Here is a 13,479-nt window from a genome sequence, read left to right as displayed (position 1 = left end):
CCTGCGCGCCGGACATGGAGCGTGCGGCTCCACCGGGGCAGTCCAGACGCATTCACCTTCCGGGGGAGTGCCATGGCGATCGAAACGACGTCTGCTCTAAACGAAACAGGTGGGGTGGGGGTGTGATGAACATCAATGCAGAAGCCAGCCAGAAGGCAGGCGCGGGCATCGCGATCGTGGTCCCCGTCTTCAACGACTGGGACTCGCTGCGGATCCTGATTGCGGAGCTTGCGCGATCACTCGCCGACGAAACCGGGCCGGTTCATCTCCTCGTGGTCGACGACGGGTCCACCGAAGCGGATACGGGGTTCGCAGAAGCCCTGGCCGAAACGGGCATTGAGGGAACGCTCGTGCGCCTGGTCCGCAACGTCGGACATCAGCGAGCGATCGCGATCGGGCTTTGCCACGCCGTGCGGACGCCGGCCGAGGCCATCGTCATCATGGATGGCGATGGCGAGGATCGGCCACAGGACGTGCCCTTGCTTCTGCGGGCACTGAGGGTCAACGCCGGCAGCATCGTCGTCGCCGAGCGAGGGCGCCGCAGCGAAGGGTTGCGCTTCACCCTGTTCTATCGTCTCTACCGCCAGATCTTCTCGCTCCTCACCGGAACACAGATTACCTTCGGCAACTTCAGTGCGATGGACCGCGCGGTGGCGCGTCGCCTCACGGCAATGCACGAGTTGCTGCTGCACGTGCCGGCCACGATGCTCCGTTCGCGATGCCCCATCATTCGTGTCGCCGCAGACCGCGGGCATCGATTTGCCGGCCTTTCGAAGATGAACCTCGTGTCTTTGGTGGTTCACGGATTGAGTTCGGTGGCGGTCTTCAGCGAGCGAACGTTCACGCGCATCCTGCTCTTCTCGGCCGGCATGTTCGGCCTGTCAGCCCTTGCAACGGCGGTCGCCGTGATCATGAAACTTGCAGGCCTGGCAACGCCGGGCTGGGCCACGACCGTTGCGGGCATCCTGATGATCGTCCTCGTCCAGAATGCCGCGGTCGCCCTTGGCGGGCTGTTCGTCGTGTTGAACAACAATCGCGACTTTGCGCTGATCCCCAGCGAAATGGCAGACGTCTTCGTCGCGGAGACGAGAACTATCGGAGCGAGCCTCGAAAGACGTATCTCTCGTTCAGAATGAAGGTCAACGCGGGCGATATGGTCAAAGCGATTGCCAGGGGAATGAGGTAGTTGAGACCGACAATCTGCTCGAGGAGGAACATCGTCAGCGCATTGAAGGACATGATGACCCCGTAGACGAGAAGGAAACGCGGAAGATGGTCGACGTGACGGCCCGTCGCGCCAAACGTCCACAAGGCGTTGCCGAGATAGGATGTCGCCACCCCGACAACGGTGCCGATGACCATCGCCAGTGTCGGATTTCCCGCCAGGAAGCTCACCAGGACGATGGTCGTCAGCGCATGCGATGACGTCGCGGCGATTCCCACTGCCGCAAACCGGGCAATTCGGCCGAGGCGGCTCGCCGGGAAGGTGTTGTTTCCAAGGGTGCCAAACAAGCGGAACCTGCACTTTCCTGACGACCCGGTGGGGGTGATCCAACGCCATCGTGATTAGGCTTGGACCCACGCGAATGCAACGCGGCATTCGCGTTCACTTCGCGATGCTGAAATCCTCGGCGTGGGTCGTCAGGTTGGGAGAATAATAGGGATCGGCCGCCAGTTCGGGGCCCCATAACTCTTTCATCGCCCGTATCTCACGATCGAATCGGGCGCGCTTCTCCGGCGTGACGTCCGCGCCGCGCGACGGGCTCTCGTGATGATAGAGCTCAGCGAAGGGCGTCCAGACGTTTTCGTAGCCTGCGGCCCGGACCCGAAGGCAGAAGTCGACATCGTTGAACGCGACCTTGAACCGGATTTCGTCGAGCCCTCCCACCTCGTCGAATATGACGCGACGAACGAGGAGGCAGGCGCCAGTCACAGCCGACAGGTTCTGGACGACCTTCGCGCGCGAAAAATAGCCACTTTCGCCCCGGCGCCAATGCTTGTGCGAATGGCCGGCCACACCGCCTAGGCCCACAATCACACCGGCGTGCTGGATGGTGTCGTTCGGGTAGTAGAGCATGGCTCCGACACAGCCGACCCGTTCAAGCTGTGCCCACGAGACCATTTCGCCCAGCCAGTCCGGCGTAATGACCTCGATGTCGTTGTTGATCAGGCCGATGATCGCGCCGCGCGCATGCCGCACGGCCTCGTTGTTGATGGCCGAGTAGTTGAACGGATGGGGATAGGCGATCACGCGAACGTTCGCATGGCGCTTGATCTCGTCGAAGAAGGCGAAGGTTTCCGCCTGCTGCGAGTCGTTGTCCATGACGATAATCTCGAAGTTCCGGTATGTCGTCTTCTGCAGGATCGACTCGACGGCCACCCGGAGGAGATCGACGCGGTCGCGCGTCGGGATGATCAGGCTGACGAGAGGCTCCGGCTGCCGGATCGTGTGCTGCACGCGGAAGCAACCCTGCGCCGCAACCTCGACCGCACGCGCATCCTGTCCGGTCCGCGCCAGATGTTCGACGAGCGCGCGCAAGCCGGCTTTGCTGGCGTAGCTCTTTTCGGTTCCAGAAAGCGCGGTCGATCCGGCGATGGCCCGCCAATGGTATAGAACCTTCGGTACATGGACCACCTGGGCGGGAGCGACACGTTCGAGGATCCGCAGCGCAATGTCGTAGTCCTGGCTGCCTTCGAAACCCGGGCGCCAGCCTCCGACGGCACGAACGAGGTCGGCGCGGTGAACCGTGAGATGATTGAAATAGTTCATCGAACGCAGCAGTTCGGGCGAATAGTCCGGCTTGAAATGCGGATCGAAGCGTCGCCCCTTTTCATCGACCTTGTCTTCGTCGCTGTAGACGAGCGCCGCATCGGGATGCGCATCGAGCGCCAGCACGACCTCGGCGAGAGCATTCGGTGCAAAGAGATCGTCGTGGTCGAGAAGAGCGACCCATTCACCCGCGGCAAGCGCGAAAGCCGCGTTCGTGGCATGGGAGATGTGGCCGTTCTCCGTCTGGTGCACGACCTTGATGCGCTGGTCCCGCGCGGCCCAGCGGTCGAGCTGCGGGCGGACATGAGGCGCACGAGAGCCGTCGTTGGCGATGCAGAGTTCCCAATCCGGGTAGACCTGATCGACGACCGACCGGATGGCCTCGTCCAGAAGCTCCGGCTGCGTGTCGTAGACCGGCATGACGACGCTGATCCGCGGTCTTGACGGAAGAGCGGCGACGCGAGCGGCCAGTCGAGCGCGATCGAAGTCGTCATCATAGTCGTATCGCTCGATCCAGGCATCGTAGGCGCCAGATTTCTCCCCATCCGGCCAGAAGCGGGACAGGTCGATAAAATCTCGCGATCGCTTCAGCCTGGGATAGGCCTTCCACATCGAAACGAAGGATGTGGGGCGCCACGCCGCCTTGCGCAGCGAAGACGCGATCAGGCCCGAGAAGCGTTGGCGGAGCCCCAGCCGGCCGATGGTGGCTGACGTCCATCGAACAGGCGCAATGCCGCTGGCCGCCTCGAGCCGGACGGAGTCGAACGGCAATCGCGCCAGGAAGCGGCCCTCATAGAGGTCGGTGCCGGCGATCCGGGCCAGCGCGGCCGACCGATCCCGTGCAAAGGAACGCCCCTGCGCCACATAGATGCGCGGGCGAATGGTCGCTTCGGCCTGTATCTCGGCGACGATACGGTACCAGCCCGATTCGAGCGGTTCGAACTCGAAGTCCGACCAGATCCCTTCGCCCCCCTGAACTGGCGCGGACAAGTTCCTGGCCGCGCCGAGATTCCCTGGGCTCGGCCCGGGCGAGACGTCCAGCACGACGCCGAAGCTCGTCCGCGCCGCATAGGTAGCTGGCATGAGATCGGCCTCGGGGCCGGTCACGCCTGTCTCGTCAGGCGCCGATGCGTCAGGACGCACCGCCGCAAGTCCCCGACGAAGCGCGTCCCCATATTCTCCTGCGATACGATCGAGTTCAGTATGCGCGGCCGCGACATCTCTGCCGTTTTCGAGATCGCGGAAGGCGTCATAGGCATCCGCGACCCATCGGGAGGTCCGAGGATCGCGGCGAACCTGCTCCGCCCCGGCGTCATGGTGACGCAATGTCGGGCTCAGAAAGGCACGCATCGCGTCTGCCGCGGCCGTGTCTGCTCTCGGCAAGGGCAGGCCATGTCGCTCTTGAGCCCGATCGAGCGTTGCGGCCGGGTCTTCCATCAGAGCCTCGTAGGAAACGATGGCATGCGGACGGTCGCGCACGGCCCTTTCGGCGCTCAGCATGTGGCTCAGCCACAGCAGTTCGGCGTCGATGCGGCCGTGGGTTTCGGGCCAGTCCTGATCCCGAGCGATCAGCGATTCGATCACGTCCAGCGGGTTGCGCAACGCGACAAGGGTGACGACGTCGTATCCGGCGGCTTCAACCACCTCGATGAAGAAGCGGGCGAAGCGAGAGATGCGGGGATCCTTGAGGCAGATCAGCGCGCTCTCTCCAAACTCATCGGCGATGATCCCGGCCACTTCGCTCGCGATATGACCGCGCTGCTCTGCCGGGAGGCCATCGATGTCGAGCGGCGCCCAGTCGTGCCACGCCGATCCGAGGGCCGACAGCATGCGCTCGTGACAACCGACGAGGTGTTCCGGTTCCCAGTGGCCTGCTGCGTTGCTCATGCTCGGGCCGAGCGGATTTCGGGGGAGATCGGCACCCAGCAGATTGACCAGGCGGGCAAGGGCGCTCGTTCCCGATCGGTGCATACCGATCACCAGGATGCAGGTTTTCCGCGGAGCAGGATCGGTGTGCGAGACGGGGACCTCCGGAGAGGCCTTTGCGCCATCATCTCCGTCGGTGGTCTTTTCTTGCGGCAAAGCCTCACGGATATCGACCGTGTCAGTCACCGTCGTCGACCCTCATGCCTGCCAAGCCAGCGTCCCTTCGAGTCGGCACCATCTTCGATGCCGGAGCCCATATCCACGCGCCGGATGTTCCACAAGATGGATGACAGTCGAAATCGCCCGTCACGAAAAATCCGTCGTGCCCAAGCGGCAAACCCGACATCGGACAGTCCCGAATTTGAAAACAATATGAGCCGGCGGGCGACGGCGGGATGGCCTCTCGGTCTGCCGTTGGTCCGATGCCCCGGAGGGGAAACAGGGAACCAGGCGGCCTCCACGAGCCCATGTCGGCATAAAAACGGAAGGCACCATGCGGCAGACGTTGCCTTCCGCTCCCCGATTTGCGAATGGCATGGGGCAGGTCTCCGCTAGACTCCAGTTTTCCGCCTGGGGCGCGACATGCGTGATGACATCGCCGCTCGCTTCGGAGACGGGACAGTTGTTCGACATTCTTCAACGTCTGTTCAAAGTCGAGAACACCTTGCTGGTGCGGCTGTTCAAGGACAGTTTCCGCAAACAGCTCAACTGGTACGCGCTCGCCATGATCGGCATGGTGGTGACCGCCGGCATGACGGCCGCGACGGCCTACATCATGCGCGAAATCGTCAATGGCGTGGTGGTCGATCGTGACGTCGCGAAGACCATGATGGTGGCCGGCATGGTCGCCGCGATCTTCATCGTCAAGGGCACCAGCACCTACTTCCAGTCCGTGTTCCTCAGCCGGGCCGGAAACCGGATCATCGCGGACAACCAGCGGGAGGTGTTCGACCGCATCATTCGCGCCGACCTGACCTTCATCCAGAGCCGGGCGACCTCGGACCTGCTCCTGCGCGTCACGCACGCCGCACAGGCTGCGCGCAACGTCATCGACACGGTCGTGTTGTCGTTCGTTCGCGACAGCCTCACCATCGTCGGGCTGGTCATCGTGATGATCGTCCAGCAGCCACTCCTGTCGATGGTCGCGCTGATCCTCGGCCCACTCGCCCTCGCTGGTACTCGGTTCCTGATTTCCAGGGTCCGCAAGATCATGGAAATGGAGATGGCATCGCTCGGCGAGATCATTCGCGTCGTGCAGGAGGCCACCACCGGGTTCAGGGTCGTGAAATCCTATGGACTGGAGCCGATGCTGAAGCGCGACATGGACCGGTCGATCGGTTCGGTCGAGCAGCGGGCCAACGCCATCGCCCGGATCGAAGCCGCGACATCGCCGCTGATGGAAACGCTCGCCGGCATCGCGATCGCCGGCGCCATCGCCCTGAGCGCGATCGCGGTCATCCAGAACGGAAACACGCCCGGCGAGCTGGTCTCGTTCATGACCGCGCTTCTCTTGACCTACGAACCCGCCAAGCGGTTGGCCCGCATGCGCGTGCAGATCGAGGCGAACATGGTCGGCGTCAGGATGCTGTTCGAGATTCTCGATCATCCGATCGAGCTGAAGGAAGCGCCCGATGCGGTGGACCTGCCTGCGGGACCCGGTCTCATCCGCCTGGAGCAGGTCGGGTTCTCGTATCGCAACGGACCCAAGGTGCTGAAGGATATGGACCTCAGCTTCGAACCCGGAAAGGTGACGGCGCTGGTCGGCCCGTCCGGCGCCGGCAAATCGACGATCCTCAACCTGATCATGCGTCTCTACGACCCGGAGAGCGGCCGTGTGACGATCGACGGTCACGACATCTCGAAAGTGACCTTCAAGTCGCTACGCCGGCGCATTTCCTATGTCGGCCAGGATCCCTTCCTGTTTGCCGGTACGATCCGCCACAACATCGCAATCGGCAATGAAGAGGCGAGCGAAAGCGAGATCGTCGAAGCCGCGAAGGCTGCGAGCGCCCACGGCTTCATCATGTCCCTTCCCAACGGCTACGACACGGATGTCGGCGAGAACGGACGCAACCTGTCGGGCGGACAGAAGCAACGGATCACGGTCGCCCGCGCCTTTTTGCGCAACAGCGAAATCCTGATCCTCGACGAGGCGACGAGCTCGCTCGATTCCGAATCGGAAGCCGGGATCCGCAAGGCCATCGAAAGGCTCGCCCACGGCCGCACGACGATCACGATCGCCCACCGCCTTTCCACCGTCGCCGGTGCGGACCAGATCGTGGTCATCGAGGACGGCCAGGTCGTCGAACAGGGCCCGCCGGCGGAGCTGCTGCGCAATGACGGCGCCTATCGACGCCTGTACACTTACCAGTTGCTGCCTGACGCGGGGCCCTTGGAGAGCCTGGCCCGCGCGGCAGGGGAGTGAGCGATGCGGCGTCGCACAATACCGAACGATCGGTCATGATGACTGGTCGTCGCGCGCATCGCGGACGGTCGGGCCGGGACGGTCCGGAATGAGAGTGCCCAGTTCCATGGCCGCGAGCCGCGTATCCATCGTTTGCGTCACCCACGAAAGCAGCGACGTGGTCGGCGATCTGCTGGCCAGCGTGGCCGGCCGCTGTCCTGTCGTCATCGTGGACAATGCGGCCTCCGACGTCGCCACGATCGCCGAACTGGCCGATCGGTTCGGCGCGCAGTTCATCGCCAACGAACGCAACATCGGTTTCGGCGCGGCTTGCAACCAAGGAAGCGCGGTCACCTCGACCGAGTTCGTGTTCTTCGTGAATCCCGACGCCCGGCTTGCGGAAGGCACGCTGGACGGCATGCTCGCCGCCTTCGATCGATACGCCGGTTGCGTCGCGGCCAGTCCCCGGCTCGTCGACGAGCGGGGGCGATCGGTCTTCAAGGGGCGGAGCGTGCTCCTTCCACGATCCCAATGGATCAAGGAACCGCTTCACGACAGCGTGGTCCCGGTTCTCAGCGGCGCTGCGCTCTGGGTGCGGCGCGAAGCCTTCGAAGCATGTGGCGGCTTCGACAGGCACATCTTTCTCTACCATGAGGACGACGATCTCAGCATCCGCCTGCGCAAGGCCGGCGCGGAACTGAGGTATGTCCGCGATGCGCTCGTCGTGCATGCCGGCGGCATAGGATCGACGCGCTCGGTCGAAATTGCCCAGCGCAAGGGTTGGTGGATGGGCCGATCCAGGATCTATGCCGCTCGCAAGCACAAGGTGCCCTTCGCGGCGCCCCTGGCGATCACGGCGGCGATGGTCCAGTTCCTGAACCCGGGCCTGCTGTGGTCGCCCGCCAAGCGCGCCAAGCAGCGGGCTTTCCTGCGAGGACTGGTCAGCGAGGCCTTCCACGCCATGGAGGAGCCAACGACCGAGCGCGCGGTCCCATGACGCTCGACAGGCGCAAGCTCAAGCGGGAGACGGCCCGGGTATGCCGCCAGATCTCCGCCTTTCCGGCCATGGTGGGCGAATACCTGACCGCGACGCCGTGGCACGACCGCGTGCTGCGCCCGCAGCAGGCTCGAACCGCCGGCCACGTGCCGCAAACCGACAAGGTGGCGATCTACGTCGTGTTCCCCCGCCATGGCGTGCAGGCGAGCCACGTGGAGAGCCTGCGATACATCGCCTCCCGGGGGTACTCGCCCGTGACGATCTGCAACCTTCCCCTCACGGAGCCTGGTCGCGCGATGCTCGCGCAGTCGAGCACGCTTCTGATCGAGCGCGCGAATTTCGGCTATGATTTCGGCGCCTATCGCGAGGGGATCCTCGCGGTGGAGGAGCAGTTGCCCCGGCTTCGGCGCCTCGTCCTTCTCAACGACTCCTGCTGGTTTCCGCTTCCGGGCTCGCGCGACTGGCTGAGCCTGGCCGAGGCTGGCGACCTGGATTATGCCGGGGCGGCAAGCAACTATGGGATCGACCCGCCCGACGTCGATCGCTTCGAGAGCCTCGAATGGAGCTACGACGACAGCAGGCGCAGCTTCCATTACTGCTCCTTCGCAATCTCCATGTCGCGGGCGCTGATTTCGGATCCGGGCTTCGTCAGGTTCTGGCGCGGCTTTCGCCTGTCGAACGCCAAGTCGCGAACCGTCAGGCGCGGTGAAATCGGCCTCACCCAATGGGCGATCAAGCACGGTTTTCGCCATGGCTCGGTGTTCGAGATCGGCGGCATCGATCGTGAGATCGCGAAGCTCGACGACAGCGCGCTGCGGCGCCATGTCGAACAGATCATCATCCCCGAACATCCCGCTCTGCGCGATCGTCTCGCCATCATTCTGGCCGCCGACGCGCAGCGGGGGGTGCCGCGCAGGACGCTGGAAAAGCTGTTCCTGACGGCGATCGCGCGCCAGGGGATGGCCTACACCATTCCCGCCTATCTGCACGAGACGGCCGGCTATCCCTTTCTCAAGAAATCCCCGATCTGGCTGGATCCTGTCGCACGCGAGAAGACGACCCGGATGGTCGCGGGGTTCGGCGCCGGCGGCGAAAGCATGGCGGCGGAAATCAGGGCGATATGCCGGGACCGCGGCCTTCCCACCGTCCAGACGGCGGACGTCGTCTGAAGGCGCGCATCGGCGCTGGCCTCCTCAGGTTCAGCCGTCGATTGCCGAACGATAGGTCCGCCCTTCGAAACGGCCATACGTCAGATAGTGTTCGGCTGGATCGACTTTGGCTGCTGCGACGTCGGGATTGCGCAGCAGATACTCATACGGATCGAAATCCCCCGGCAGTCCTTCCTGCCGCGCCCGGTCAACGCTCGGCCTGAGTTCGGGGCCGTCGAGGACAAGTCGAACGGTCTGCATGAAGCGCGTCATGTCCTCGGCGGAGAAGCCGACGTCGCCAAGGGCCATGCCTTCTCGCGGGGTCCGCCGCAATTCATGGCCTTCGGGCAGAAGTCTGTTGATCCTGGAAACGATCTCTCGATGCGCTTCCAGCAAGCGCCGGTCGACGTCGCCGATGACGGGGTCCTTGCGCGGGTCTTTCTCGGATCGGAAGCGGTCGAGCAGCAGCGCGGCAAGTCGGGACGAACCGGTGTGGCGCACGGCCATCCCCACCTGTGTCGCCTGCCAGTAGGAGATCGAGGGGTTGTCGAGGCGATCCGCCTCGAGCAGAAGCTCCGGTGCGTCCGGATCGGCCCCGATGACGTGCAGAAAGGCTCTGATGAGAGCCTGCTTGTGGTGATCGTAGTTCAGCAGCCGGCAGTCGAGCCCACTGTCGAGAAACTGCGGCAGGCGTCGCAGCACCCCGCCACCCCCCTCGATGACGGCTTCGACGTATTCGGAAAGATCACGCGTTTCGCCATTGGCCTTCACCCTCTGCTTCCAGCCGGAGACTTGCCAGTCGTAAAGGTCACGGACAAAGGCAACGATTAGGACTTCATGGCGTCTCGAAAGCGCCTGCAGAGCCGCGATTCGCCCGGGCGTGACCCAAGCGCCCAGGAACTCGCCCGACAGGAGCACCGTATCCGTGCCGCTGGTCGAAATGCTCTCCTCGATCGTGACATCCAGGTAGGCATCGACGCGCTCGGGGACGGTGCCGGAGAAATGGTCCGCGGTGGCGCGACGCTGCATCACGTGAAGAAGGTTGCCCGTGCAGGCGCCCGCTCCCAACACCTGGGCGCTTTCGGGGGAGGGATAGGAAATGCCCTGCAAAGCCAAAGCCTCGACGTTGCGCGACAGAAAGGCCTGGATCGCCGAGGAGCCGGTCTTCGGCAGTCCGATGTGGATGATGATCTTCTTGCCCATCGCGACGCTGTCTGCTTCCTCACCCAAAACCCTGTGAACCTCGCCAGACCCCAGCGCACGGCCAACGCATCCGCCCGTCGGTTGCGGCGGCAACTCCGTCGGGACATTGACTTCTGCCTTAGCCGACTTCGGCGAGCTTATCGCCCGCCTCGAACATGGTGCAACATGGAACCGGAGGCGCGATACCACGGCGCCGACGCGATCCGGAAACTGACGGACCGGAGCCGCCCCAAAACGACGAAAGCCGCGGTGGACCGCGGCTTTCGTCGTCGTAAAACTGGAGCGGGTGAAGCGATTCGAACGCTCGACCCCAACCTTGGCAAGGTTGTGCTCTACCCCTGAGCTACACCCGCTCACGCAGCTTGTGGCCGCGAGTGACGGCTATATGGCCGAACTGACCGGGGATTGCAACAGGGAAAAATAGCCGCCTGGCGGGTTGCCTGCACATTTTTTCGGGAAGCCTGAACGACCCGCGGGAAGTGCCCGCCCGCCGTCTTCGCGTCGTTCCGGAGCACCCGGCGGGCGCGTGGCATCCCGCCGCGCGAACCCAACTCGCGGCCGCATCGGCATGCCGAAGCGTGCCTGCTTCCCCGACGCGGGTACGCTTTCGGTGAGGCGATCGAAGTCGGCCGGCTACGTTGCCGCCGGCGGCCAAGCTTGCGCCCCGCCGCCGGCCGGCCGCAGCGGCTCAGAACACCGGCGGATAGGGCCGGCCGCCGCGGTCGAGCGTGAGCCACCGGGTTTCGGTGAAGGTCTCCAGCGACCAGCGACCGCCATGCTTGCCGACGCCCGAGGCCTTGAAGCCGCCGAAGGGAACGTGTGGCTCGTCGTTCACCGAGGAGCAGTTGATGTGGCAGTTGCCCGTGTCGAGCTGGCCGACGATGGCGAGCCCCCTGCCCTCGTCGCGGGTCATGACGCCCGCCGACAGGCCGTATTCCGAGTCGTTGGCGATCTGGACGGCCTCTTCGTCGGTCCGGAACGGGATCACCGGCACGACGGGGCCGAAGGTCTCGTCCTGGTAGAGCTTCATGTCGGGCGTCACGCCGGTCAGGATCGTCGGCTCCACGAAGCGGCCTTCGATCTTGCCGCCGAGAACCACCTTGGCGCCCTTGGCGATGGCGTCGTCGAGCTGCTCCTTCACCTTGGCGACCTGCTTGTCGTTGATGAGCGGGCCGATGACGTGCTCCTTGCTCCTGGTCGGATCGCCGACCTTGAGCTTGGCGGCGCGCTCGACGAAGCGCTTGAGGAAATCGTCGAAGATCTTCTCGTGGACGAGCACCTTCTCGACCGACATGCAGATCTGGCCCTGGTGCATGAAGGAGCCGAAATTCGCCGCCTGGGTGGCGCGCTCCATGTCCGCGTCCTCCAGCACGATCAGCGAGTCCTTGCCGCCGAGTTCCACGCAGCACTTCTTCAGGTGGGCGCCGGCCTTGGCCGCGATCTGGCGGCCGACGGCGGTCGACCCGGTGAACGAGATGCCCTTGACGTAAGGATGCTCGATCAGTTCGTCGCCGACCTCCTGGACATTGTCGCGCGAGCAGGTGACGACGTTGAGCACGCCCTTGGGCAGGCCAGCCTCCTCGAAGATTTCCGCAAACAGAAGACCGCCGAGATAAGGGGTTTCCTCGGACGGCTTGAGCACGACCGTGTTGCCGGCGACCAGCGGGAAGAGGAAGCCGCGGGCGGTGAGGATGCAGGGAAAGTTCCACGGGCTGATCACAGAGACGACGCCCATCGGGCGGCGCACCGCCATCGACACCTTGCCGTATTCGGACGGCATCACCTCGCCGGTCGAGTTCCAGACCGAGGCGGCAGCCGCATGGAAGATCTCGGTGACGTAGCCGGTCTCGAACATGCCCTTGCCGAACCAGCCGCCGCCTTCCGCCTGGATCGCGTCGACGATCTCCATGCGACGCCGCTCCCAGATTTCGGCCGCCTTGTGCAGCACGTGGGCGCGTTTGGAGAAGGGAAGCTGCGACCAGGCCGGGAACGCGGCATGCGCGGCCTCGATGGCCGCTGCCGCCTCGGCGCGGCCGGAATCGGGCACTTCGGCCCAGACCGATCCGTCCGACGGGTTCAAGTCCTTGAACGTCTTGCGGGTGGCGGACCAGCCGCCACCGATGTACATGCCCTCGAATACACGAGCCATTTTCAAGTCTCCTTGCGCTTCTTCCGCTTCCTGGTCGCGGAAGCATCCCTGTTTGTGTCCGACTTCCTGGGCCGGCCAGCCTTGGCCGGCTCCGCGAGCCGCGCGGCCGGAACGTCGTCGCCAGCCGTCATTTCCGCACCGGGCCCAGCCTCGATGCTGGAAGCGGCGGCTGGAATGGTGAAGGCGACCAGCGTCTTGCGCCGGGCGGCCACGTGCGCGGCCTGGATCGCGGCCGCCCTTGCGGCGAGGCCGGCCGGGTCCGGCAGGATCACGCGCGGCGTGGGCGCCTCGACCGGCCGCTCGCTCTCGTCATCGACCACGAAGCCGGCGCTGTTGTGGCCGATCAATCCGTGCCCGGTGCCATGCCCGGCCCCGTTCGCCGGTTTCGTGTCGATGGGTTGATGGGTCGCGACGCCGCCTTGACGCGGCTGGAAGGCCGACGGCATCGGCGCCGCCTTGCGGCGGGCCTCCACGTGGGCGGAAAGCCGCTCTCCGGCCCCTCTGGCAAGCGCGGCGGCGTCCTTGACCAGGCGACGAAGCTCGGTCGGCTGCGACCGGCCATCGGCCCCCCGCTCGAGTTCGTCGTTCAGCCGGTACCAGGCGTCCGCGCCGGACCCGGCATCGAAGCGGCCTTCGAAAGCACTCGGCTGGCGCATCCGCGCCCGTAGCGCGCCGACGTAGGCTGCCTGGATACGGGCGGCGCGAGCCGCGAAGAGATCGGCATCGAGGCCGAGGCGGCTGGCGTCGCGCGCCACGCGACGGGCGGGCGAAACGATGGGCTGCGGCTGGGCGAGGTCCGCCCACGGATCGGTCCCGGCCTTCGGATCGTAACGCCCGGCAAAGGCGCTCGGCACGGCGGCGTCGCGGCGCAGCGCGCGCACG

Annotated in this window: 9 protein-coding genes and 1 tRNA gene; 4 read left to right on the top strand and 6 right to left on the bottom strand. The window is 64.9% G+C overall.

All coding sequences use genetic code 11. From position 1 onward, the window contains the following. Nucleotides 1-14: 14 nt before the first annotated feature. A complete protein-coding gene (locus tag EJC49_RS11295) occupies nucleotides 15-1,136 on the top strand; it encodes a glycosyltransferase (protein WP_342635353.1) in 1,122 nt (373 codons plus the stop codon). On the opposite strand, the gene EJC49_RS11290 is transcribed toward EJC49_RS11295, so the two are convergent. Both EJC49_RS11290 and EJC49_RS11285 read right to left on the bottom strand, forming a co-directional pair. Then, the gene (locus EJC49_RS11290; protein WP_170314684.1) at nucleotides 1,093-1,512 is read right to left on the bottom strand and encodes a GtrA family protein; all 420 of its coding nucleotides are present in this window, start codon (nucleotides 1,510-1,512) and stop codon (nucleotides 1,093-1,095) included. The two genes, EJC49_RS11295 and EJC49_RS11290, sit on opposite strands and share 44 nt — an antisense overlap. A 94-nt stretch (nucleotides 1,513-1,606) precedes the next feature. Next, the gene (locus tag EJC49_RS11285; RefSeq protein ID WP_245453368.1) at nucleotides 1,607-4,657 is read right to left on the bottom strand and encodes a glycosyltransferase; all 3,051 of its coding nucleotides are present in this window, start codon (nucleotides 4,655-4,657) and stop codon (nucleotides 1,607-1,609) included. A gap of 628 nt (nucleotides 4,658-5,285) precedes the next feature. Here EJC49_RS11285 and EJC49_RS11280 point away from each other — a divergent pair. The 3 genes from EJC49_RS11280 to EJC49_RS11270 all read left to right on the top strand — a co-directional run bounded on the left by EJC49_RS11280 (nucleotide 5,286) and on the right by EJC49_RS11270 (nucleotide 9,266). Then, nucleotides 5,286-7,121, top strand: a complete 1,836-nt coding sequence (locus EJC49_RS11280; RefSeq protein WP_126700032.1) for an ABC transporter ATP-binding protein — start codon at nucleotides 5,286-5,288, stop codon at nucleotides 7,119-7,121. Between the two features lie 88 nt (nucleotides 7,122-7,209). Then, nucleotides 7,210-8,097 carry a glycosyltransferase family 2 protein gene (locus tag EJC49_RS11275; protein WP_210211792.1) on the top strand — a complete coding sequence of 296 codons (888 nt, stop codon included), beginning with the start codon at nucleotides 7,210-7,212 and terminating at the stop codon, nucleotides 8,095-8,097. After that, the gene (locus tag EJC49_RS11270; RefSeq protein WP_126700031.1) at nucleotides 8,094-9,266 is read left to right on the top strand and encodes a rhamnan synthesis F family protein; all 1,173 of its coding nucleotides are present in this window, start codon (nucleotides 8,094-8,096) and stop codon (nucleotides 9,264-9,266) included. Before EJC49_RS11275 ends, EJC49_RS11270 begins: the two co-directional genes overlap by 4 nt. Nucleotides 9,267-9,296: 30 nt before the next feature. Here EJC49_RS11270 and EJC49_RS11265 read toward each other — a convergent pair whose 3' ends face one another. The 4 genes from EJC49_RS11265 to EJC49_RS25635 all read right to left on the bottom strand — a co-directional run. Beyond that, nucleotides 9,297-10,448, bottom strand: coding sequence for a hypothetical protein (locus EJC49_RS11265; protein ID WP_126700030.1), 1,152 nt, complete (start codon nucleotides 10,446-10,448; stop codon nucleotides 9,297-9,299). A 278-nt stretch (nucleotides 10,449-10,726) separates the two neighbouring features. Then, nucleotides 10,727-10,801: transfer RNA gene (locus tag EJC49_RS11260), tRNA-Gly, on the bottom strand. 335 nt (nucleotides 10,802-11,136) lie between these two features. Next, complete coding sequence (locus EJC49_RS11255; RefSeq protein WP_126700029.1) at nucleotides 11,137-12,597, bottom strand: aldehyde dehydrogenase family protein; 1,461 nt, start codon at nucleotides 12,595-12,597, stop codon at nucleotides 11,137-11,139. 2 nt (nucleotides 12,598-12,599) lie between these two features. Next, nucleotides 12,600-13,479: hypothetical protein (locus EJC49_RS25635; protein WP_210211791.1), on the bottom strand; the 880-nt coding region annotated here is incomplete at its 5' end.

The organism is Aquibium carbonis (genome assembly GCF_003970795.1).
GTDB lineage: Bacteria > Pseudomonadota > Alphaproteobacteria > Rhizobiales > Rhizobiaceae > Aquibium > Aquibium carbonis.
This window is presented reverse-complemented; position numbering and strand designations above follow the sequence as displayed.

Bases quoted from the DNA above. Each gene is read 5' to 3' on its own strand.
- EJC49_RS11295 (WP_342635353.1), top strand. From the start codon at position 15: ATGGAGCGTGCGGCTCCACCGGGGCAGTCCAGACGCATTCACCTTCCG.
- EJC49_RS11285 (WP_245453368.1), bottom strand. From the start codon at position 4,657: ATGAGCAACGCAGCAGGCCACTGGGAACCGGAACACCTCGTCGGTTGT.
- EJC49_RS11280 (WP_126700032.1), top strand. From the start codon at position 5,286: ATGACATCGCCGCTCGCTTCGGAGACGGGACAGTTGTTCGACATTCTT.
- EJC49_RS11275 (WP_210211792.1), top strand. From the start codon at position 7,210: ATGAGAGTGCCCAGTTCCATGGCCGCGAGCCGCGTATCCATCGTTTGC.
- EJC49_RS11270 (WP_126700031.1), top strand. From the start codon at position 8,094: ATGACGCTCGACAGGCGCAAGCTCAAGCGGGAGACGGCCCGGGTATGC.
- EJC49_RS11265 (WP_126700030.1), bottom strand. From the start codon at position 10,448: ATGGGCAAGAAGATCATCATCCACATCGGACTGCCGAAGACCGGCTCC.
- EJC49_RS11255 (WP_126700029.1), bottom strand. From the start codon at position 12,597: ATGGCTCGTGTATTCGAGGGCATGTACATCGGTGGCGGCTGGTCCGCC.